This window comes from Calothrix sp. CBUCES-K 9914 (assembly GCF_059640475.1).
Map to the genome: position 1 here is coordinate 1 of NZ_JBXXZH010000085.1, position 23,818 is coordinate 23,818.

General features: G+C 37.8%; 16 protein-coding genes. 7 read left to right on the forward strand and 9 right to left on the reverse strand.

The annotated features are described in order from the left end of the window. Positions 1-571: 571 nt before the first annotated feature. Positions 572-2,080 carry a hydroxysqualene dehydroxylase gene (locus AC2JBO_RS19705; RefSeq protein WP_496955349.1) on the reverse strand — a complete coding sequence of 503 codons (1,509 nt, stop codon included), beginning with the start codon at positions 2,078-2,080 and terminating at the stop codon, positions 572-574. Between the two features lie 231 nt (positions 2,081-2,311). On the opposite strand from AC2JBO_RS19705, the gene AC2JBO_RS19710 reads away from it, so the two are divergent. Then, complete coding sequence (locus AC2JBO_RS19710) at positions 2,312-3,211, forward strand: methyltransferase domain-containing protein (RefSeq protein ID WP_496955350.1); 900 nt, start codon at positions 2,312-2,314, stop codon at positions 3,209-3,211. 245 nt (positions 3,212-3,456) lie between these two features. Here the strand turns inward: AC2JBO_RS19710 and AC2JBO_RS19715 are convergent, their stop codons facing one another. The 3 genes from AC2JBO_RS19715 to AC2JBO_RS19725 form a co-directional block, all read right to left on the reverse strand. Next, a complete protein-coding gene (locus tag AC2JBO_RS19715) occupies positions 3,457-3,963 on the reverse strand; it encodes a COP23 domain-containing protein (RefSeq protein WP_496955351.1) in 507 nt (168 codons plus the stop codon). 491 nt (positions 3,964-4,454) lie between these two features. Next, complete coding sequence (locus tag AC2JBO_RS19720; protein ID WP_496955352.1) at positions 4,455-4,676, reverse strand: DUF4351 domain-containing protein; 222 nt, start codon at positions 4,674-4,676, stop codon at positions 4,455-4,457. A gap of 188 nt (positions 4,677-4,864) precedes the next feature. Beyond that, a complete protein-coding gene (locus AC2JBO_RS19725; protein WP_496955353.1) occupies positions 4,865-5,824 on the reverse strand; it encodes a DUF4351 domain-containing protein in 960 nt (319 codons plus the stop codon). Positions 5,825-6,243: 419 nt separating this feature from the next. Between AC2JBO_RS19725 and AC2JBO_RS19730 the strand changes: the two genes are divergently transcribed. Further along, a complete protein-coding gene (locus AC2JBO_RS19730; protein WP_496955354.1) occupies positions 6,244-7,716 on the forward strand; it encodes a tetratricopeptide repeat protein in 1,473 nt (490 codons plus the stop codon). 315 nt (positions 7,717-8,031) lie between these two features. Then, positions 8,032-10,761 carry a CHAT domain-containing protein gene (locus AC2JBO_RS19735; RefSeq protein ID WP_496955355.1) on the forward strand — a complete coding sequence of 910 codons (2,730 nt, stop codon included), beginning with the start codon at positions 8,032-8,034 and terminating at the stop codon, positions 10,759-10,761. Here AC2JBO_RS19735 and truB read toward each other — a convergent pair. The 4 genes from truB to AC2JBO_RS19755 all read right to left on the reverse strand — a co-directional run bounded on the left by truB (position 10,758) and on the right by AC2JBO_RS19755 (position 16,138). Further along, complete coding sequence (gene truB, locus AC2JBO_RS19740; RefSeq protein ID WP_496955356.1) at positions 10,758-11,642, reverse strand: tRNA pseudouridine(55) synthase TruB; 885 nt, start codon at positions 11,640-11,642, stop codon at positions 10,758-10,760. The genes AC2JBO_RS19735 and truB overlap by 4 nt on opposite strands. A gap of 69 nt (positions 11,643-11,711) precedes the next feature. Further along, complete coding sequence (locus AC2JBO_RS19745; protein WP_496955357.1) at positions 11,712-12,047, reverse strand: hypothetical protein; 336 nt, start codon at positions 12,045-12,047, stop codon at positions 11,712-11,714. 70 nt (positions 12,048-12,117) lie between these two features. After that, positions 12,118-13,815, reverse strand: a complete 1,698-nt coding sequence (locus tag AC2JBO_RS19750; protein WP_496955358.1) for an alpha/beta hydrolase — start codon at positions 13,813-13,815, stop codon at positions 12,118-12,120. A gap of 1,153 nt (positions 13,816-14,968) precedes the next feature. After that, complete coding sequence (locus AC2JBO_RS19755) at positions 14,969-16,138, reverse strand: GNAT family N-acetyltransferase (RefSeq protein WP_496955359.1); 1,170 nt, start codon at positions 16,136-16,138, stop codon at positions 14,969-14,971. Between the two features lie 862 nt (positions 16,139-17,000). On the opposite strand from AC2JBO_RS19755, the gene AC2JBO_RS19760 reads away from it, so the two are divergent. The 3 genes from AC2JBO_RS19760 (at position 17,001) to AC2JBO_RS19770 (ending at position 21,759) form a co-directional block, all read left to right on the forward strand. Next, positions 17,001-18,230 (forward strand): HlyD family secretion protein, encoded by a 1,230-nt coding sequence (locus AC2JBO_RS19760; protein ID WP_496955360.1) that lies wholly within the window; start codon positions 17,001-17,003, stop codon positions 18,228-18,230. A gap of 27 nt (positions 18,231-18,257) precedes the next feature. After that, entirely contained in the window at positions 18,258-20,444 is a 2,187-nt protein-coding gene (locus AC2JBO_RS19765; RefSeq protein ID WP_496955361.1) for a glycosyltransferase, read from the forward strand. A 148-nt stretch (positions 20,445-20,592) separates the two neighbouring features. Beyond that, complete coding sequence (locus AC2JBO_RS19770; protein ID WP_496955362.1) at positions 20,593-21,759, forward strand: endo-1,4-beta-xylanase; 1,167 nt, start codon at positions 20,593-20,595, stop codon at positions 21,757-21,759. A 12-nt stretch (positions 21,760-21,771) separates the two neighbouring features. Here AC2JBO_RS19770 and AC2JBO_RS19775 read toward each other — a convergent pair whose 3' ends face one another. Then, on the reverse strand, positions 21,772-23,034 hold the full coding sequence (locus tag AC2JBO_RS19775; RefSeq protein WP_496955363.1) for a hypothetical protein: 1,263 nt from the start codon (positions 23,032-23,034) through the stop codon (positions 21,772-21,774). Positions 23,035-23,377: 343 nt separating this feature from the next. On the opposite strand from AC2JBO_RS19775, the gene AC2JBO_RS19780 reads away from it, so the two are divergent. Next, positions 23,378-23,818 carry a COG3650 family protein gene (locus AC2JBO_RS19780; protein ID WP_496955364.1) on the forward strand — a complete coding sequence of 147 codons (441 nt, stop codon included), beginning with the start codon at positions 23,378-23,380 and terminating at the stop codon, positions 23,816-23,818.

Genomic DNA, 23,818 nt, shown 5'->3' on the forward strand with positions numbered 1-23,818 from the left:
ATGAATTATACCAATGGCAAAATGGAAATCCTTGGAGCAATTCATTCATATTTAGAAACTACTGGATGTTATCTCTAGAAAATGCTTTAGACGTTTACTAATTGAGAGGTTCATTCGCTGTTATAGGGGATTTGTGCGGTTACGAAAATTATGAAAGTAAAGACGACTTAAGTTGCTGGAGCCGTCATTGGTTCCCCATACTTCACAGTCGAGATGAGCATTACTTTTGGGTTGTTGTAATTGGTCAAGAGTATTCCCCTATATTATACATTGCGCCAGGGGATTGTATTGAGCTGTATCCAAGCCTCACAAATATGTTAACAGCAGAGGCAGAGTGCTTTAAAAGGTCATTGAGTTGCTTGATGGTCAAAATTGTGACCCGGATGAGGTTAAATTATATACAGATGATATGAGACTAATGGATATTAGATATAAGCACGGTTATAAGCTGCATTATTTTTAGCTAGTTTTCAGCTATTTATCTACCGTTGATGTTGGCTTCGCTAAAGCGAAGCCAACCTACGATTTATGTTTCCAGTTTTTTGACAAGACTAATAAAAAGCCTTGTGAGTTATGGTAGCCAAAAGTCAGGGACGATAGCTTTAGTAAGCTGGCGCCAATTCCGATTAACTTGTCTAAGGGTTTGGATATGTCCTTCGTCTGGTTCTATTGGTAGTACATTAGCATATATACCTTCACCTAATTGCGAAATCACCAAATTAGCTGCTTCTAAGCCTGTTACATATGCTTTTTCCTGCGACCATGAACCATGACGGGTAATTATCCAATCACCACTCATAAATACATTGGAAAAACTTGTAGTAGCTGGTAACATGTGTTGATAACTTCCTGGTGCAAAATGTGAAACAGCTTGCGGTAATCTAATCACACTGCTATCAATTACTTTGGCGCCACCAAATGCAGGTACACATGATTGTAAATACTTCTGGACAATTGGAATAATTTCTTCATCGTTAAGCGGTACAAATTGATTAGCGTGATAAAAATCTACTTCTACAACTGTTCCTGGTTCATCGCGGTATTCATCGTGTAAAGCGTTTAAATCAAAGAACGTCCATCCCGTTGTTGCGTCGAAACCAAAGCAAGCGTTAGAAGGAAGTGGAATATTTATTTTTCTATCAAACCATAAGCGCACGGCGACTACATCAACGGCGCCTAAGTTTGTCAAATTTCTAAATTCGCTACGAGTTTGTAGAGTGGGACTATTTGCGACAATCTTTTTCATTCCCGTAATTCCAACTGCAAAAATTACGGCATCCGCATCGAATACTTCATTACCACAAACTACACCTGTAGCTTTGTTATTTTCAGTTATTATATCAGTAACGCGACGGTTGGCTAAGACTTTTGCCCCTAGCTTTTCAATATGTTCTACCCAAGGACGGAAGATTTTTTCTCCGACTGTTCCTCGACACCAAACAACATCAAAATCAGGTTGATGAGCAAGAATAAAATAATATAACATTCCCAATGTTGCAGCGGCAGAACATTGTTCGCCTGGGGCAAATAATCCTACTAGTAACATTGGTTCAAATGATTCGCGGTAAAGACGTGCGGAAACTCCAAATTGTTTAAACAGCTCGCGCGCTGTCACTGAGTCGTAACGGTGCCAAGCTTGATCGGAGTTATCAAAATCAACGACTGCATACAATAACGGTAAAGCGCTGATGCGGTCGATTAATGGTAAGCGTTTAAACTGGGTGTAAACAAATGTGCCGATGGGGGTCGGAAGTCTGGGCAAATCTTGAAATATTGGAGATTCAACGGTCTTACCGTTAGGGGAATACTGCGATGAACGTGTCCAATGAGTAAAAGGGTTTATTTCTAATTCGTTGGTAAGCGAGAATATATTGCGGTAAGGATACCAAAAACCGTGAATACCTGCTTCTACTGAACGTCCACCTGGAGTTTTCCAACCTGCTACTAACCCACCTGGATAGGCGCCTGCTTCTAACAATGTCACATCATACCCTTGTTTCGCAAGATGATACGTGGCGCCTAAACCTGCCCAACCGGCGCCGACTACGACTACTTTTTTATGATGTGACGCAATTGACATGGTAGCCTCAGATTCTACAGCTATAACTATATTAAACAACTTTAAAGTCGATATTTCTTGTCAGAAGAACGATATTTTTGGTAAATGAGCGTAAAAATTGGATATAGTATCGGAAAAAATACCGATAAAATTAAACAAATGTCTTTATATACCCGCAAATCTAACAATTGCGGTTTACTGCCGATTGCGCGTATAACGAAAAACATATAATACTCAAGAGAAGTTACTTTTATGAGTCAAGCGATGAGCGTAAAACCCAGCCTGAATGAATATCAGCTTCGGGATGGTGTTTACCTGCCCCAAGATTATGAGAATTTAAATAATACCGGACACAAGCAACTATGGGATGAAATCGGTAAGACGTACTATGGTTCGCAGAAAATCGAACAAGCTGACTCTGGTTCTGCAATAAAAAAAGACTATAAGCTTTTGACTGGAACTCCTTCGGGTATTTGGAGCAAGTTTCCTAAAAATAAGTCTGTTGACAGTGTATTAGAGATTGGCTGCGGTTATGGACGCATTCCTTTATATCTCTCACTAGATAAAAATCTTCGCACTTCAAAATATTACGGTTTGGATATCTCTGAACCTTTATTACGGCGCCTACTCAAGTGTAAGCAAGAGTATGATTTCTTTCCAGGCGCCGAATTTAATGTGATTTGTAATTCTGCCGAAATTTTACCTTTAGAAGATAATTCGATAGATTTACTAATTTCTAACTGTGTGTTTATGCACATCCCTGAAGCGCAACTGCGGAAATTGATGGTTGAAATGGCGCGCGTCCTCAAGCCAGGTGGAACTTTTATTTTCAACCATTCATTCCACAATAAACTTTGCCCTTCGCATATCATCCATAACTGGATACGTCGTTTGAACCCAGCAGGTAAAAACCAAATTTATTTAAGACAGTTTACCGCAGCAGAAATTGATGCAATGTTGAAAGAAGCAGGAATGAAAGCAAAGTGTCCCCAGTATAGCGTTGAACCAACCAACGAATATTCTCTCCTACCAGAAACTGTCAAAGGCATAAAAATACCCTTTGCCCAGTCCATCAACCGCAAAATCAAACCCGTCGAGTCAATGCGCGAACCAATGGCATACGGATACAGCGCGTATACTACGAACCTGTAGGGGCGGGTTAAATCACAATTGATGTAGTTAATAGGGACAGGCAGGGATGCCTGTTCCACAAGAGATGTAGCATTTATGCCCAATCAGTATCCAGGCATATCTAACCTGTATAAGTTTTTTCTTTCTTAGGCTTATAATCCCCAAGCACAGGGTAATAAATTAGATATAGTTGTCTTTCTTCATGCAAGATTTAAAATACACGGTCAAAGGATGCCTGTTCCAATACAATACTTTGGGTTTGCAATTTATTCTTTGCGAGTATCTAAACGTCCTGTCACATCAATGTAAGGTGTTTTATTTCTTCCCCTTTCATTTCTGCTCTCTCCTGGGTGCCAAGCAAAAAGATTGCTCAATGCCCGCTCAGGATTTTCATTGGGTTTGAGAGTCAATATCAAACCGTTACACCGTCCATCTAATCGATCAGCAGTGCATATGACATTTTGTCCGTTCATTCTGCCGTCAGTAATAAATTTCAGTTGTTTGTTGCGACGGTAAGTTTCCAGGCGTTCGCTCACCTCTTGACAACGTGTTAATGGGTCGTAACCAGCATTTTTAAAGTAATTGGAAGTCCAGCGAATCCAAGCCTCACTTCTTCCTCTATAATTTTGGTATACTGTCACAGGTTGACCACCCCAATTATCACAATAAAATCCTCGCCCATTTTGAGCTTGACTGGGCTGACTAATACTTGCAGTCGCGCCGAGAGCAACAACACCTGCAACCAAAACATTTGTTAGTGGTGCTAATTTCATAACTAGTTCTATAGATATTCAGTAGAAATATGCTTATAAGCATAGAGAGCAAAACATCTAAATACTAGTGATAAAAGTAACTATTTCATTCATGACTTAAGTAATATCATTGATATAAACTACTATTCTAGAATATGGCATTGCTGACATTTTCATATACATAGAGAATAAAACCTATGATACCCACATATGTAACAAATTTTTACACAGTTACCCAGTAAAAAAACCAAAATACTGATCAAATCAAGTGTTTGCAGTCGTTCTGCACACTTGGGGTTGACAACTGGTTTGATAGATGATTACAGGGAACTAAAGTCAAAGGTTGACCGTTTGTGGACTACCTTGTGGCATTCGCATCCTTGCCCGTTCCAATATTAAAGGTGTAAGCGAAGGATGCCACCATCTTTAATGAGAGCATCTGCCCACGGAGGGCGTTATTGCACTTATCTGGTTACAATTTATGCAGTAACGCACCGTCTCTAAGGCGCCATCTAAGGTTGCTGATTTTCCTGCAACCAAGCTAATAAATCGTCGGTAGAAGTAGAATCTAATAAAGCTTCACTAAGTGCATCGAGTTGTTCTAGCCTCAGAGACTCGATGGTAGTGCGATTTTGTTCTGACACTTCCCCTAGGCGCTTAGTTAGCAGTCGTAGAACAGACGACTTTGCGTGGTTGAGTTGGCCAATACGCTCAAAAGAAGTAATATAAGTCATTTTACGCTCCTGTTCTAATTGATGAAAATCCTGCCAAAACTCGTTTTCTAACCCTTCTGGTAAAAGTTAGGTCGAGGGCGCCGTGCTTTTTAGGCTGGACACGGTGCCGACGTAATCAATCGAAGTAACCAATAAATAAAACCACGACTTTTATACGGTAACGCAGTTGAAGCAGGCGCCATCTAAGGTTACTGATTTTCCTGCAACCAGTGTAATAAATCGTCGGTAGAGGTAAAATCTAATAAGGCTTCGCTTAGTGCATCAAGCTTTTCAAGCGTTAGAGACTCGATAGTAGTGCGATTTTGTTCTGACACTTCCCCTAGGCGCCTAGTTAGCAGTCGTAGGACAGACGACTTTGCTTGTTTTAGTTGACCATCCTCTTGACCTCGCTTGTAGCCAATACGTTCACCAGTAGTCATGTAAGTCATATCGCGCTCCTGTTCAAATTTCTTAAAATCTTCCCAAAACTCGTTTTCTAACCCTTCTAGTAAAATCATAGCCCAATCTATGAATCTATACAGGTTACGAATCTCTTGTTCACCTAATCCTTGCTCATACAACCTGCGAATTAAACTAAATTTCCATTCCTTTCGCTTGCTAGGATTTTTTAATGTTTGCTGCGTTCTCAGGTGAGCCAGTACTACAGTTGCAAACACGTTATTACTTGCCTGTAATTCTTTAATACGTCTCTTGTATTTGAGCAGCTTTACAGAACCAAATTTAAAATATAGAACCGTGTCCTCAGAACTGAACGAGTAAGTACTTGGATGCCAATTTTTATTAGAATCGCATAGAACAGCTACGCTAATTGCTGATATTTTATATCGGTCAAGAATTCGGAAGTTATAGGTAAACATCCTCAGCGGAAACTCATCTTCTGGCTCTCCTTGAACTTCTATATGTATTAATACCCACCTTTCTTCACCAGAAAGATAGCGAACTTTAACTAGCTTATCGGCATATCTTCTACCTTGTACAGCATCATACGATATTGCCTGAAATTCTTTATCCATAAATATATATGGCACACTCCAGTCAATAAGCGCAGCAGTTTTAGGAAAGAAAAACTCCATTGCTTGCTGAAAGTATTCTTCTAAGATAATTTTCCACGGACTGTCATAGTCTGCACGCTGTGTATCATCAGTCATAAATCAATACGTAGTTCTGATGTTCTTGAGTTTAAAGCATCTAATTCGCCTTAAAATAATGTTTATATTTTGATTTATAAAGAATTCAAAGTATTATTAAGTACATAAATATTAAATATTTTTTTGCTTCGTTTACACTGTATGGGATTGAAAATGCCGATGTTAATAGCTTAATTTCATTCAATGGAACATGAGAATATTTATCATTGTTGTATTAAAAATTATCACCAATGCGAGTTATATAACAATATCGTTATAAAAAAACAATCTTTGTAAACTTGACCCTTTTGTACGAATATCAACAAACAATCACCCAAATAACATATGTATAATCATTCCGAGGCGCCGCTTAAAACCTGCATATGTATACTAGGGTTAGAAATATATATTACAAGTACGCAAGAATGATGTAAACTCCAATGCTATTGTCCAAATTTATTTACCGCAGTGGCTTTACCCTTTTACTCTGTTGCTTATGCTTATCTGAGAACGCTAGGGCAAATGTTGAAAATTCTTCTTTGTATTTAGCACAACAGTCTGTTCTTAGTGACAATACTGAGACTTCTGAACCGAATGTTCTAGTTGCTGAGGTTGTAATTAAAGGCACCGAGGGTAAGTTTTTAGATTTGGTCAAGCAAACTGCTAACATTAAACCTGGTGGCACTACTACTCGGTCTGGTTTACAAAAAGATATTAATGCTATTCTTGCTACTGGGTATTTTAGCAATGTGCAAGTTATACCTGAAGATGGTGCCAAAGGTGTTCGCATTACTTTTGTTGTCGTCATGAACCCGGTGTTGCGTCGAGTTGAGTTGATTGGTAATACTCTTGTTCCAGCCAAAACTGTAAACGATATTTTTAGTCAGCAGTACAACAACGTTTTAAATTTAGGAACTCTACAAGCCAATATAGGTAAACTCAATAAATGGTATCAAGATAACGGTTATATTTCGGCGCAAGTCGCAACCCCAAAGGTGTCTGAAAATGGAATTGTTCAGTTGCCAGTTACAGAGGGAGTGGTAGAGGATATTCAAGTTCGCTTTGTTGATAAATATGAAAACGAGAAAGATAGTAAGGGTCAAGCAATTACTGGTAAAACGCCCCCTGCTGCTATTCTTAAACGAATGAAATTAAAGACAGGTCAAGTTTTTTATCGTCCCCAAGTTGAGAAAGATTTACAGAATATATTAAAGTTAGGCGTTTTTGATAATGCTAATGTAACGTTCAATACGGGTAAAGATAACCAGAAAGTAATTGTGCTGGTCAATATTTTTGAAAATGATTTAGCGTCGAATGTAAAAGAGTTTATTCAACTTCAAGAAGAACTTGAAACTGCCCAAACAAATAAAAACTTGCTTGAGGAAGCGAAGATATTAAGAAAGCTGGGATATTTATATACAAGCTCGAAAGCAAAATATCAGACGGGTATAGAAAAGTATCAAGCTGCTTTGAAAATACTTCAGTCTGAGAAGGATGTTATCGGCGCCGCTAAGATTTACAATAAAATCGGTAATGCGTACTATAAATACCAAGAGTATGATAAGGCGATTAGCAATTATCAGAATGCTTTAAAAAACTACGAATCGAAGCAAGAAAAGCTTGGAAAAGCAATAGTTACAAACAATATTGGTAATACATACCTCCAATCTAAAGAATATGACAAAGCAGTAGATAGTTACAATCAGGCACAGCAAAGTTTTGCAAAATTAAATCAACCATTTTGGCAAGCTATGAGCCTAAGTAATCTAGCTTTTAGCTACTACTATTCAAATAATAAAGATAAATCAATTGAAACATATATTCAAGCAATTTTATTATGGAAAAATTTGAAAAATAAACCTCAAGATACTAATATCAAAGATAATACAAAACTTTCAGAAAGTTCAGCATAATTTAGTTTTTATGCTGGTGCATCAAGCACAAAAGGCACATATCTTCAAGCGTTAGTATTACTTGATGATAAGTTAATTAATCAACTTAAAAATAAACGCTTTTGGCTAACAAAAACTTTATTTAATGCTGCAAGTACTTTTCAAACTTCTGGTGATTATCAACAGACTATTTACGCTTATAATGATGCCTTAATATTATGGGAAACTCTAAAAAAAGAGAAATTTATAGATTCATTTTTTGAATTTAATGAATTTAGTAATGGCATTATTGTATCCAATTTATTCGATATAGCGCTTCATAGTGTTGCAAAAATAGTGCTTTCAAGTGTCTATAATGATGTTGGACAAAAGCAGTTAAGTTCTCAATACCGTCAAAAATTATTTGATGTGGTTAAAAAAGAACTGCCTGCTTTTATGGAGCTACTGTATAAAAATAATAAAATCTCTGCTCAAGAGCAAAGTTTGACAACAACCTTTGCCTCAATACTTCTAAATTTATTTAATCAGCAGCAAATAGGTAATGATGATACAGTGTATCAAGATTGGGTGGCGCCGTTAATCGATTATAGCAAAGAGTATTTCCAAAAAAATCCAAATCCCAGAATAGAAACTCTAATTCAACCTCTTGTACAATACTTTAACGCTTACACTAACACGACGAATGCAGACAAGTTAGTAAAAGCAGACGATAACAACAAAAAACAGGAGGCACTCAAATTATATCAACAATCACTAGTAGTATTCAAGAATATTAAGGACGAAGATTTATGCTTTGACAAATACCTAAGCGTCTTAGAAAACTTGAACATAAAAACACCTTCAGCAAATAACAAAGAGTCTCAAATCTCCAACGTTTGCTTTTTTAGCTCTAAAGTTCAACAAGCTAAAACCCTCAACTCTATCGCAAAAGTTCAACTTGACTTAAAGCAAAATGAACAAGCTATTGACTCCCTCAAGCAAGCATTAACATTAATACAGGTTGATACTGCAAAACCCACTGGTAACACTAAACTAATCACCTCGCAACAAGCACAAGAACTGTATAATCAAATACTAGCTGCTAATAAAGATTCAAATTCCGACGATTTGAGTAGATTAAACCCGTTAATAAACTCTGTTAGTAAAATTCTTGATAATTATAAGGTGAAAGATGCAAAAAGCACCACAGCGGAAACACTTTCATTAATTGGTCAAGGATATACAGCGAAACAAGAATATCAGAATGCAATGGGATTTTATAAAAGTTCGCTTGCATTATGGAAAACTATAGATGATGTTATCAAACAAGCTGACACCCGTTTAGCAATAGCAAAAATGGAACGAACGCGCGGGAACTTAACGCAAGCAAAGGCAGAAATTGAAAAGGCTATAGATATTATCGAATCAGAAAGCGCACAAACTAGCAACCAAGAACAAAAGAAACTCCAAGACAACAATAACCTTACCGTTGGTTACGAGAAGAAGGATACGTTCCCAGAGGTAAAAGCAAAGCAAACTAACTATACATCTTACCTTGACTTGGCAAAGTATCTAGAATCAAAGCAAAGCTACTATGATTTTTATATCGACTTGTTGATGCAATCACACAACAAGAAACCTTCTTCAGGCTATGATATACTAGCATTTCAAGCCAGCGAACGTTCCAAGTCTCGCAGTTTACGCGCAATCTTTAACAAGGGTCTGAATAAAACTAAACAAGCAAAACCTGAGACTACTGAGACTAATTATATTGAATTAACCAAGATACCTTCGCTTTCAGAAATACAGCAGCAGCTACTTGATGAAAATACACTGCTCCTCGAATATACTCTTGGTGAAGAACGCAGCTATTTATGGGCTGTAACAAAAAATAGTATTCAAACTTATCAACTTCCTAAACGCACGGAAATTGATAAACTCTCACGTCAGTTTATCGAGTTACTAAAATCTCCCTCCTACCGTCTTACAACAAGAGGCTTTAAAGTTCAGCCTAATATCGATACCACAAAATTACCCCTTGTTTCTGACCAGTTGAGTCAGGCACTTATTGCACCTGTTGCAGAGAAATTAGGTAAGAAACGCTTGCTTATTATTAGCGATGGCGCCTTGCAGTATGTACCGTTTGCTGCATTACGTACACCACCTCGTACACAAAAACAAGGGGATTATCAGCCATTATTTGTAGATAATGAGATAGTTGGTTTACCTTCGGCTTCTTTACAAATTTTATTACAGCGTGGGAATAGTCAAAAACAAAAGCCTAGCAAAACTTTGGCAATGCTAGCAGACCCGATTTTTAGCCGTAGCGATGAACGAGTAGTTAAGACGACTGCTAATACTTCTGGTAATACCCCTGATAATATCATTAATACGGCGCCGCTTTTTCAAAGGTTATTGGGAACACGCAAAGAAGCGTCGCAAATTACTTCTTTAGTTTCAGACTCGCAGAAACTGGTTAAATTAGATTCTGCTGCTAGTTATCAAAATGCAACAAGTCCAGAGTTAAGTAAATATCGCTTTATCCATTTTGCAACACACGGTGTTCTTGATGCCCAGCGTCCTGAAAGGTCGGGTGTAATATTTTCTATAGTCAATGAACAAGGAGAACTACAACGGAGCTTGCTATCAACTCCTGATGTTTTTAAACTTAACCTAGCTTCTGACTTAGTTGTCTTGAGTGCATGTACTACTGCTTTGGGCAAAGAAATAAAAGGCGAAGGATTGATTGGGCTAACTGGTGGTTTAATGTATGCAGGTTCAAAAAGTGTTGTCTCTAGCTTTTGGGATGTTGATGACGGTGGCACGGCAGAATTAATGACCAAGTTCTATTCTAAAATGTTGCAACATAAACTATCTCCTGCAACTGCTTTACGAGCAGCACAACTTGAAATGTGGAACTCCTCTCGATGGCAGGCACCTTATTATTGGGCTGCTTTTAGTATACAAGGTGATGGTAGAGATGTACGGGCAGGGATGCCCGTTCCACAATTACAAGTTTCACAATTACAAGTTTCACTATTGCAAGTTCCACTATTGCAAGTTCCACTATTGCAGGATAATCATTAATTTACAGGTTCAAATACCATAGTTGGAACGAGTAAGTCATCTTTAAATTCCCCAATGCCTATAAATAACTCTTCATCGTTATATACTCGTAAATATTGTGAAGAAGATTTATTGATTAATTGTGCTATTCGCTGTCCTTGGCGCCATTTTTTGGCATCTTCTTCTACTAGGCTTATTTCTGATAGATATTCTAGGGGTGCATCTGGACTCATTGGTTCAAAGCTTTTCGTTTGTAGTTGCGCTTCCAAAGCATCAATACTAATACTGTTAGCTAATTCAAAACCACTACTAACGGTACGTTGTAGTGCTGCTAGTGTACCACCTACATCTAAAGCTGCTCCTAAGTCGCGCGCTATTGACCTGATATAAGTTCCTGCACCGCAAGCTATCGCTAATTCTAACTCTGGAAATTCACCTGGGCGCCAATCTAAAACATCTATACTAAATATTTCTACTGTTCGTACAGGCGCCTCTACAGCAATACCTTGCCGTGCTAAATCATAAAGTCGTTTACCATCGACTTGAATCGCACTGTAACTAGGTGGTATTTGATTAATCTTACCTAGAAATTTCGGCAACAATTCTTTAATATCTTCTAATTTTAACTCTGGACAAGCGCGCGAAGTAATAACTTCACCTTGTAAATCGTCCGTTGTTGTTTGTGTACCAAAACGAATCGTAGCGTTATAAGCTTTATCGCCAGGTAAATATTGTAATAAACGTGTTGCTTTACCCAACGCAATAGGTAACACTCCGGTAGCAGCAGGGTCTAAAGTTCCAGCATGTCCGACACGTTTGAGACGCAGTAGCTTACGTACCTTCGCAACACAATCATGCGAAGTCCAGCCAAATGGTTTGTTAAGATTGAGAAAGCCTTGCAATTTAAAAGGATGAATTAATTAGGTTGACTTGAATATGATAAATTAACACATGGGCACCTGATGTGGCACTTAATAATTTATAATTCCAACCAAAGTATTGACTAACAAATGAATTTCTTCTGGTACTCTGTATAATTTAATGTCTTCTAAAATTAATTTCTCCGCACGCTTATAAATACCAAATCGCCAGTCTTCACCTGTGGTAACGGCGCCGTATAAAATTGGTGTATCTTTACTAGTCCATTGGTCAAGGGCAATAAGTTCTACAGCTAACTGGGTAAACCCCCTATTTAAATCTGCTTGCTTTGCCTCAACAACCAACATGCCTCTATGTTTATTTATATAGTAATCAAAGCTTCCTTTTCCAAATAAAAAATATACACTCATTTCTTGTGGGGTGGGCATCCTTGACCGCCCTATGACTGGAACGGGCAGGGATGCCCATTCAACAAGCACCCATTCAACAAGCTATTAATTACGGTTGCTTAATTTGTTTCAACTCACCATTAAAAGCTTGTGCGAGTTCAGTTGATGTTAGTGACTGAATCATATTTAATCCTAGTGGTTGAGTTGAAATTGCTTTCGCATAAGCTGCATTTAGATATGGCGTATATTTAGTTATACCCGCAACGTAAGATTGGAAGAAAGGTAACGAAAGCGAGTTTAAGTATTTACGCGCTTGCGCTGGGTCATCACCAGCTATATCTGAAGGTAGTCCAACCTGGTCTGCACTGTTTTTACCTTCACCTATTGCTGAGAAGTGGGTTGCTCCTTGTAGCAACGCTAAGTATTTTTGCTGATTACCAATCCATGAAAAAGGTAATATCTGCTCATACAGTGCTGGTGCAACAGTATCATCGCTACTGGCAACAATCATTACGGGAATCTTAATATTGTTCAATCCTGTTTCACCAAAAATACTGCTGGTGATGGGATTTACTGCTATTACCGCTTTGACACGTTCGTCCCGTAGGTTATAGTTCGCTCTTTGAGATGGGTTCCGTAGTTCCAAAGCTCGACATTGTAGTAGTAAAGAAACATTCCAAGTTTCTGCGAGTGCTTTGGGTTTACAGTCTTTTTCTAACTGCCCAAAGTTTATTTGCGCTCCCGCTAATGCTAACGCTGTATATCCACCGAATGACTGACCGAATACCCCTACTTCTTCAAAGTTGAGGCGCCCGCCAAACTTAGATTTGTTACTTTGTTGCAATTCGTCAAGAACAAATTTGACATCAAGAGGACGATTATAAAATTCGCTCTTGTCAGCAACTTCATTTGCACTACCCTTCATTAGTGAACTTAATTGCTTAGTATCACTACCAGGATGGTTAGGAACTATTACAGCAAATCCATGAGAAGCAAGGTGGGAACCTAAATACTCGAAATTACTGCTGTCAGTACCTACACCGTGGGAAATGACGATTACAGGAACTTTCTCAACTCCTGAAGGTATATAAACATCGGTAAGTAAAAACCGATTGCGAACAGCATCAAGTAATTTATATGTTTGCTTGGATGTACCAAACTTACCCTTACGACGAAAATCGGGAAGCTTGGCAAACGAAAATGAAGGTTGCTCTACTGCTGCTTCCATTTTGGCTTTTTGAGATACTGTCAGGATTGCTTTTTCAGTATCACTTGCCATTTTTTCTAATTCTCTTGCAATTCCCAGAGTTCGCGCTAAATCAATATGAATACTCGCACCAGGATATTCACGCAGTAAACCTAATAAAGTTAATCCTCCAGGGTCAGCAGCTGCCAGAATTAAAGCAGACCGCAACGCATGGAAGCCAGGTTTTTCCTGACGTGATTCTGTTTTTATGACTTCTCCTAACCTCCGCAGTAAAAATTCACCCTGCGGTGTATAGAGAAACTGCGATACTGCTACTGCGTTAGCCTTTATCGGACTTTGTAGTACTCTTCGCAACTCTTGGAGTTGTGCTGGTTTGAGATACTGAGCATAAACCGCCAAACTAGAGTCAACGGCGCCTGTCCGAACAAATTCCTCTAACGCAGTAACGGAGATTGACCGTTCCAACGCTGAGTAAGATGCATAAACTCTCTGTGCTGCGTATGCCGAACTCATTTCAAAAGTAGGCAGCAGCATTGAGAGTACCAGCAGCAATATATTCCTTCGCAGGGTGCTGGTCCAGATACCAAAAAAGCTTTTCATCGCAAAACGTCTGCACGGTGATGTTATTTGATGAGGCTCGCTCAAACTGGTAGTTATGCGGACACCCTAAATGATTACATTTAGCCTCAAAATATGAACTATAGTAGAAAATTTTTCTAACTATAAAATTGTAAAAAAGAACTGTGGTAGTGACACTGGGCTATATCGAGCAATATAGGTTGATTTACCTATTTGGAAAAAATAATTTATCCAACGATGCCATGATAACAGATAATAAAATAATACGCTTCAGTATGCAAAAAACAACTATGAAGAAGCCACTTCTTTGATTAAAGATACCGTAAAATTACTTAACAAATGAATTCATTCAAATAATATCTATTTTTTACCCAAAGCTATGGCAATTGAGCCAGCTACGACCAAGACGGTGCCGATAATTCCAGTCATTGACACACTTTCAGGAGTAATTAGTCTAGGTGCAATAACTGATACAATATCAACAGATATTAAGGTAACAATTGGTGCAATCGCGAAAACCGCACTTACCCGTGATCACTCCCAATGCTAAACATGATTCAGCAAATGCACCGTAAGCAATCAGCGTATTTAAGCGACAAAAAATTAGAGTTCCACAGTGAATATAATTAAGTGTAAAAAGTAACTTTGGTGTAGCAAATGGTAAGAATAAAAAAGCACATACCCTATAAATAATGACCATGATATGCATTGAAGATAAAGTTTGTAATCATTGCTTTTGTGCCAGTGCTTTTGCGCCAGAGCGTAAACAGCCCAAGTGACTGCTCCAAGCACAACCAAAGCACTACCAAGTACATAATTTGCCTGTACTCCTTGAACAGCCACACCAAAGAGTGTTAATTTCTCATGAAAAAATAAATTGAGTCCAACGTTAAGAACATTGACCCCGCATCATTAACGCAAACTATAACGTTCACGAAAAATTCATAATCCTCCCAAACCCATGACTAAAGGCGCCAGCTAAATTATAACCTCAGCGAATTCGGCAGACGTTAGCGCTAAACCTTTTACAAACAGAATATTATTCGCAGCAAGAAAAATAATCGCTGTAGGTTAGGCGTCCCGCCTGACCAGAAATTCTTGCCTGACCAGAAATTCTTGCCTGACCAGAAATTCTTGCCTGACCAAAAATTCTTGCCTGACCAGAAATACAGCTTTAAAAAAAGTCAGCCATCCAAGGAGAGGCGCCTGCAAATATTTGCGTTGCGGTAGTAATTGCGTTTTCTGTTGCCTCCAGTTTTCCAGTCATCTGTAACTGACTTGGAGTAAACAAACTGGTGTATAGTGGGGCAAAAGCACGAATATCAAGTTTCAAATCACCTCTGCCACCTAGCGTTACATCCGCACGTCCATTAGCAACAGAAAGTATATATTTACTATTATTGCTTTCTAACAAATTGTCTTGCACTTCTAAATGAAGTTCAGTTTGGAGATGCTGAGGATACCCCCGCTTTTCAAGGGCTTTCTTCACATCTACAACACGTAACATCCAGCGTGTCGATGATTTCAGCTTGGCTGTTTGTTCGGGCAAAATTAGAGTTGAAGCATCAACAAGCGCACTTCTGTAACGAACCGTATCAATTTGTGACCTATGACTACCAAGAAATGCCCAAAAACTTTGTACTGCTACGGGTGTTAACAATACCCAGTCTCGTATGTGGATGTAAGCGCTACTCTCCTCACGATGCTGTGTAAATATAATGTACCCTTGAGGATTATCTAAACCCCCAATTAAATAAGCATATTGAGTAGCATCTTTTGAACGCCCAATATCAGCCCATATGTACTCATTCCTATTTAAATTGCCATTATATACGCGCGCTTGTTTTTGATACAGTTCGCGTAAAATATGCTTTTCGCTCTTTATTAACGTCAACTCTAACTGTGGTTTTCCCATATTTATACTAGCAGTCGTAATTTCCCAATTACAAAAACTACCAGCTTGTTCATATCCAGCAGCACGATACAAACGCTGCACTGCGGGAAATAAAGCCGAAATAGGTATCCCTTGAGAGTGCATTTCCTTAACAGCACTTTGCATCAATGCCAAAGCGGCGCCACTTCCTCGATACTCTGGTGCAATACCCACTGCCGCAATACCTGACATTGGTACAAACTCGCCACCATAACACTGACCAAATGACAATATTGCTAATCCACCAGCAATTTCTCCATTTTGACGAATAACGCGAAAATTCTCCATCCCAACCGACTGCATGTAAATTTCACCATCAGACGGTGCCATCATAAAGCACTGACTAACAATTGATATAAGCTTACTAGCATCCCCTGAATCGTAAACTAAGCCATATTCAAATGAAGGCATAATGTACCCTATAGTCACATGCAGCTAGATTATGTTACATCAAAATGTACAAAATCAATTCACCCAGTTGGAGGATATTGAAGAACGTAGGGTGCGTGAAAGCTGTAACTCTGTTGACTTTCAACCGTACTGCGCTACAAATATAAGACATTGCGTAAGTCCTTGTCAGCATTAGATATTATCATTAATAATGCTGCACAAACTATAAAACGTCCGCTTGACTTTTATAAACATTTATTAGAAACAGAACAACAACCGCTTGATTCTTTGGCTGCTCAGGTGGTGAAAACAGATTATCAATACAATTCTTTCTCACTTCAATCACACTTATATAGCATTCCTAAATCATTTGTAAAATCCGCATGTGTAGAGACGCGATATATCGCGTCTCTACATTTTACAATTTTTTATAAATCATCTAGGACTGCTATATTATAAAGATAAAAGATTATCGACCATATCCGTGGTAAAAATTCTTTACTCGTAAATTATCAGTGGTTGATTTGTAAATAAACTTAATATGCTGACTTACTATACAGAAATGTCCTGATGTTGTATATTTTTTAACTCAGGTATAAAATAAATTTATGTTTGACAAAGAAATCAATGATTTAGTGTAGCAATCTTATCCCTAATCAAAAAATATTGTTGTAGAGACACTGCGTTTATACGTAATATGTCTACTGAATTTTACGTATTAATTCAGTATACCATATGTAATAATTTACCAGTAAATATATTTTTTTTCTTTAAGCAGAGTAATTTTTTACACAAAAATATCTGTTATAAGGGGTAATATATGTAGTGAGGAAAGTTAAAACTAATTAATAAGTTTGTACACAATACTACGACATATGTACTTATGCAAGGTTTTCGGAATCAGAAAATTGCTCGTTCACTCGTTCCACGTTCTTTGGCTTCAAATATAGCGGTTTTGGCTGTTGGGATTGGTTTATGTGCTTGGTCATTTAGTTTAATTAAGACTAAATTGACTTCTGTAGTTAGTCGGGATGCGGTGATAAACGGAGTACTTATTGATTTGAAAACTCCTTCCGAAGGTGTGGTTACTCAATTATTTCCAGATACAGGAAATGTTGTATCCAAAAGCCAAGTCATAGCTGTCTTGAAAAATGAACGAGTTAGTCAACTCGAAATTCAGCAGATTATGACTAAGTTAAAACAGCAAATGTCTGAGTTAAAAAATGCGCGCGTTACTTTAGATGCACAGCTTGCTTTAATGGAGACAGTTAAACGAGATAAATTAAATCAAGTGCATTTAGAAAATCAACAGTCACAGCAGTCTATACAACAAGTTGAGTCAGATTTACAAGCAGCACTATCTCGCTATCGGTTGGCAGAATTAAATTATAATCGAACAAAACTACTAGCAACTCAAGGCGCCTTACCGCAGGCAAATTTAGATACTGCAACGCTGGAAATGCAAGAACGTGCAGCTCAGGTAAAGAGCTTACAGGCTAAATTATTGGAATCACGTACTCGTAACAATGCTGCTCAGTTGAGTTTATCTCTAGATAAAACTCGCAGTAACTACGACCCGAGTATTCGTCAGCAAGAATTACAACTGCAAATTACTTCACAGCAAAATCAAGTGCGGATGCTAGAACAGAGTATTGCTAGCACCAGTTCAGAATTCAAGCAAGCGAATTTAGACTTACAACGTCAAAAGAGTGTGGTAGTCAGGGTTCCAACAGGTGGGGTGATTTGGAAAATGAACGCTCAAAACGGTAAACTTCTGGAAAAAGGTGAATCTGTTGGTCAAGTACTTGACTGTAGCAGACGTTGGATAGATGTATTTGTTGATGAGCAATCTTTAAGTGAGCTTCAACCAGGTATACCAGCAACCGTTGAACTTTACGGCGCCGAATCACGAACTTTACACGGTAAAATCAGTTTGGTTCGTTCCGGTGTCGGAAGATTGACAGCGGGGGAAGAAGTCGCGATACCAATTAATGCCAATTTGGCACGTAATACTCAGGTGCGTGTTGAACTAGATGCAAACACAGAAAAGGATAACTCGAAATTTTGCTACGTCGGCTACACGGGTAAAGTCACGTTTCAGGTTCATAAATAGCAATAGACATCTCTTGTATTCAAAATAATGAGTAATTCTTCTAAATTAATATCTCCGTTTGCTCTAGCTTTCTTAGTTGCAAGCATGATTTTTTCGCTGTTTGCTTTCTATTTATCTTTGAACCGTCCGACAATAATACCTTTAGAGTCAGCTATTCCAAACGTTCTGCGTGAGCTTCCAGATTTTTTAGCGCTACCCCATGATGAGGTAAGTTACTGGGTTCCAACTGTCGGTGTTTTAGGTATTTGTGTTGTCTTACGTTGGATTCCATCTACAAATCTAACTCGTTTGTTTGTAAGGTTTATCTTGGCAGTACTAACTATTCGTTATTTGGTTTGGCGCCTAACTTCAACGCTAAATTTGAATGATGGATTGAGTTTAACTTTGAGCATCGTTTACTTGATGTTTGAAATGACTTCAATGTTGACATTTTTGCTGTTTCTATTTCAGTCAACTTGGACAACAGACAAACTACGTCACAAGCAAGCAGATAAATATGAACAAAATGTACACTCCGGCGCCTACTTACCATCTGTAGATGTTTTTGTCCCTACTTACAAAGAGCCTGAGTATATAGTGCGTCGAACTGTAATTGGGTGTCAGGCGATGAAATATCCCAATAAAACAATTTATATTTTGGACGATACGCGGCGCCCGCATATCAAAGAACTTGCTCGTACACTAGGCTGTGAGTATATAACTCGTCCAGATAATCAACATGCCAAAGCTGGTAATTTGAATAATGCATTAAAATATACTAGTGGTGAATTGATAACGATTATGGATGCTGACTTTGTACCGTTCAAAAATTTTCTGAACCGTACAGTCGGGTTTTTTCAGAATCCACAATATGATTTGATTCAAACACCACAGTTTTTTTACAACCCAGACTATCAAGCGCGCAATTTAGGTTTGGAACATGTACTGCCATCAGATTTAGAAAACTTTTTCGGTTATATGCAACCGAGTCGAGATACTGTAAATAGCGTTATTTGTTGCGGCACATCTTACGTAGTACGTCGTAGTACTATCGAAGCGATAGGGGGATATTACACTCGCTGTTGTGTGGAAGATTATCAAACTTCACTTCGCATTCTTACCAATGGTGGTAAATTAATTTATTTAAACGAGATTTTGAGCATGGGTGAGTCAACCCGTACTTTTGCTGATTTTGTTGACCAGCGGTTACGTTGGTTACAAGGAAATTTACAAGTTTATTACTGTGGTGATGATTTACCAATTTGGACGAAATTTAACTTAGTGCAAAAAACTTATGTTGTTATTCAACTTTTTTACTGTGTGTATCCAGTGTTCCGTGCGTTTTTCTTGATTGCGCCTTTAATGAGTTTGTATATAGGGATATTACCAATGATTGCTACTGTGAATGAATTTATTTACTACGCACTTCCCTTTAATATCTTAAATATAATTAGTTTTAGTTGGGCTTGCAATTACCGCTTATCATTTTTGTGGGATGAAGTTTACAATACTACTTTTTGTTTCCCTGGATTACAGCGCTTATGGTTGGTGCTACGAAATCCATTCGCTAAAGCTAGCACTGCAACACGTAAAGGAGTAAAAGCAGAAAAGAAAAACTACAATTTTCATCTTAACTGGCAATTAATAGTTTTATTATCACTTTCATTATTTGGTATATTTTTACATTTATGTAGTATTTATTTAGGGTTATGGCCTGCTGAACAATCAGAATTTCAAGGTAAGCAAATAATGCAATTCTTTTTAATTTACAATTCCCTTATTATTACAGCTTCGATACTTTCTGGAATTGACCAACCAATACGGCGCCAAGAAGATAGATTTCCTCTGCAAAAAGATTGTAAAGTTTCTATTGATGGTAAAATTTACGATGGATTTACAACTAACGTTTCTGAAAGCGGTGCCAACCTTGTAGTAGAAATACCTAAAAATCAGACTGTCAATAATATTTTAAATCAATCAGTATCTATCGAGTTTGGCAATGACAATATTGCTATAGAAGCTAAAGTACTACGGTATAAAATTAAGAAACAATACTTAGAGATAAGTATAAATTTTCAAAATTTATCTTTAATGCAAAATCGTTATTTGGTTGAGGCATTATATTGCAATCTTGACTGGTGGAAGCAACGGAAACAACCTGGTTTCACAGATTCTTTTCTAGCTATGATGACTGCAATATTAACTTTGAGACCTTTAAGCAATAAATATAAATAAAAATCAATCATCAGAGTAGATATTTCTAGTTTGAATTATGCACGTTATGTGGAAGCGTTTTGTACTGATGTTTTGCTGCGGTTTGACAATATTTATATGTCAAGCCATACATTCCAATCTGATGGTATCATCTTTACAACTAAAAAATATGAGTAATATTGATGGCTTAATTCGTGCATTGCGAACTGGTGAGTTAGAAGTCAATGTAGTTGATGCTCAAAATCATCCAATTGTCGGCGCCACAGTTAAACTAGAACAAGTTAGACATAACTTTGAATTTGGTACAGTTTTAAGTACAGAAATATTTACGAATAAATTCAGTCAGCAAGATAAAGATAAATACCTTACTATTGCCAAGCAATATTTCAATGCGAGTGTTCATGAAAACGCTCTGAAATGGTATTCAAATGAATCAGAGAAAAGTCGGGTGAGTTACACAGATGCCGACACAATTTTAAACTGGAGTTTGAATAATGGTATGAAAATGCGTGGTCACACTATATTCTGGGAAGATGATAAATATAATCAACCTTGGCTAAAATCGCTCAAGAATGATGAATTGAAAAGAGTAGTTATTGGACGCGCGCAATCTGTATGTAGTCGTTACCGAGGACGTATTGAAGAATTTGATGTACTTAACGAAATGCTGCACGGTAACTTTTTCCGCTCTCGCTTAGGTAACGGTATTGTTAAAGAAATGTTTGACACGTGTAAACGAGCAAATCCAAATGCTGTTTTGTACGTGAATGACTTTAATATTCTCAATGGTAAAGAACTCGATAAATATGTTCAATTAATTAAATCACTTCTAAAACAGGGAGTACCTATCGGTGGTATTGGCGCCCAAGCTCATATTCGTGAGAAAATAACGCCTGAAAGAATTCAAAAAAGCCTAGACGCTCTAGCACAGTTCAAACTGCCAATAAAAATCACAGAATTTGATGCAGTATCCGACACAGAAGAAGACAAAGCGCAAATATTAAGGAACGTCTACCAGGTAGCTTTTGCCCACCCAGCAGTTAAAGGTGTTTTAGCATGGGGATTTTGGGAAAATACAAATTGGGAACCAAAAGCTGCTTTATATACTCGTAACTGGCAACCTTTACCCGCAGCACAAGCTTACATAAATTTACTTTATGATAAGTGGTGGACTAGAGTTAACACAGTCACGAATGATAAAGGTAAAGTTTATATTCGTGGGTTCTTCGGTGACTATCGTCTTTCTGTCACTGTTCATGACCAAAAAAACGAACAGACGTTTTCCTTCAAACCCAACATCAACAACTTTAAAATGATTAATGTTGTAATTCCATAATTGTTTATTAAATTATTTTTTTTGAAACTCACGAACACCATCATTTTCAATTGCACTATAAGCTTCACTACTCATCAATCCTAACCAAGGGTCAGAACTTGGTGTTAAAAACAATTGTGCATAAACTCTTTCATTCAAAGTGTTCACATTACTTGTTGTATTAGGTTGAGTGAACCATTGATGAATTTGTCTATGCAGCATGTACTCGTTTCTGACGGTATCTAAAGCCATTGCAGTTTCAAAGTTATTAACAACGCGCGCTAAATCATTTGTGCTACCTTTTTGCTGAAACCGCTTAGAATTTATTAAATCGATACTATTTTTATCTAGCTTGGCATCGTTTATATAAAGTTGAGCAATGCGTTGCCATGTTGCTTGGTCTGTAATTTCTCGAAGTGGCGCCGGATTACTAGTACTTGGCGACATACCTCGTAACATCGGTGCCTCTACTGCCATTTTCGTTACAGCAATTGTTCCAGCAACTGGTGCGCTAGGCGAATTAGACGTTGTAGACTCAATTAAACGTGGAGGATTTGCAATACCAAGTTTCGCTAAGTCTTGACTCCACTGCTGCTGAATAGATGCTAAACGCTGTGTATGATATTGCCGTAAAAAGTTTTCTTTTGCAGTACTTGGGCGCCCACTATATTCTTTGACTAATTTTTGACCCTCTACCAACTGCTTTAAGAAAGCTTGAGGTCCGTACAACCCAGGAATTGCATTAACAGGGCGTCCAGTACTATCTAATATATAGTGAATGCTGTTGCCTGTAATAGTCCGTTCTAGTTTACGTCCATCACCAAAATCTACAGTTACCTTCGGCGCCGAGCGTACAGTTTGCCAGTGGAGTATATAATTTTGACGTAAATATTTGGATATTTCGGCATTGGGATATAACGCCACACGGAAAAAGCGACTATTCGCACAACTTAAATCTTCGTCAAGTCTTCCCAACAACCGTAACGAAAGAATAGGTTTGCCATTGACCTTTGCAGCAGCTTTCGCTTGTTCAATATCAGTGTACCAATATAACTTAGAAGCATAACAGTCCTTTTGCTGACAAATTGCATCTAACGTAGCGCGCATTTGCGGAGAGGGGTTATTAAGTTCCTTTGCATACGTACTAAGAAACTTTTCCAAACCCTCCGGTCCCTGACTGCGATACTGTGCAACCTGTACTTGTGGAGTTGCCGCAGAGGTTTGATTATAAGTCTGTGCTAAGGAGGCACCGACTATAGTGCAAGTTAAAGCTGTTGTAATAAATTTTGATTTCATAATATACCAATTATAACTATAATATTAATCCCCCCTAGCCCCCCTTAATAAGGGGGGGACTAGATATAAGGCCTCCTTTACTTTAATAAGGAGAAAAACTAGATATAAAGCCCCCCTTATTAAGGGGGGTTGGGGGGATCAAACACGCTCATCCCAAAAAGTGAACAGCCTAATTTAAATTACCTTTGGCTCTAAAAGACTATCTCTATAATTTTTTGTTCCCAAAATACAACTAACCATAACAAAACTTTACAATTTCAATTTACAACAAACTTTTCCGAAATCAATAATTTGCAACCTGTAATTAGAAAATAAGAAATAAATTAAAGATTTAAATATAACAATGACTACACAAAATTGGAAAAAACTATTTGTAGCATTCGGATTAGGAATTACAGCAGCTACTTCGTTTTTACCCGCCGAGGCGAATGTAACCGTTCAGAAGGCGCCAATACCCAAACAAGCATCTAAAGTCGAAAGTTTCCGTGTTGTTGGTACAGAACCCTTCTGGGGTATAGACATTAGCCAAAAAGGTATTGTATATAATTCCTTGAACGATAATGTCAAAAATCAAAGATTTCGTTATACGGCGCCAACTGCAGCACAAGGAAGAACTCTAGATACTGTTAGAGTTTACCGTTTTGGTGTTAAACCCAATCATATTCTTATTCTTAATAAAGAGAGCGGCTTTTGTAGTGATGGTATGTCTGACAATAAATACCCTTATACAGCAACTTTGATTTATGGTAATACAGTGAAAACTGGTTGCGCTCAAAATCAATAG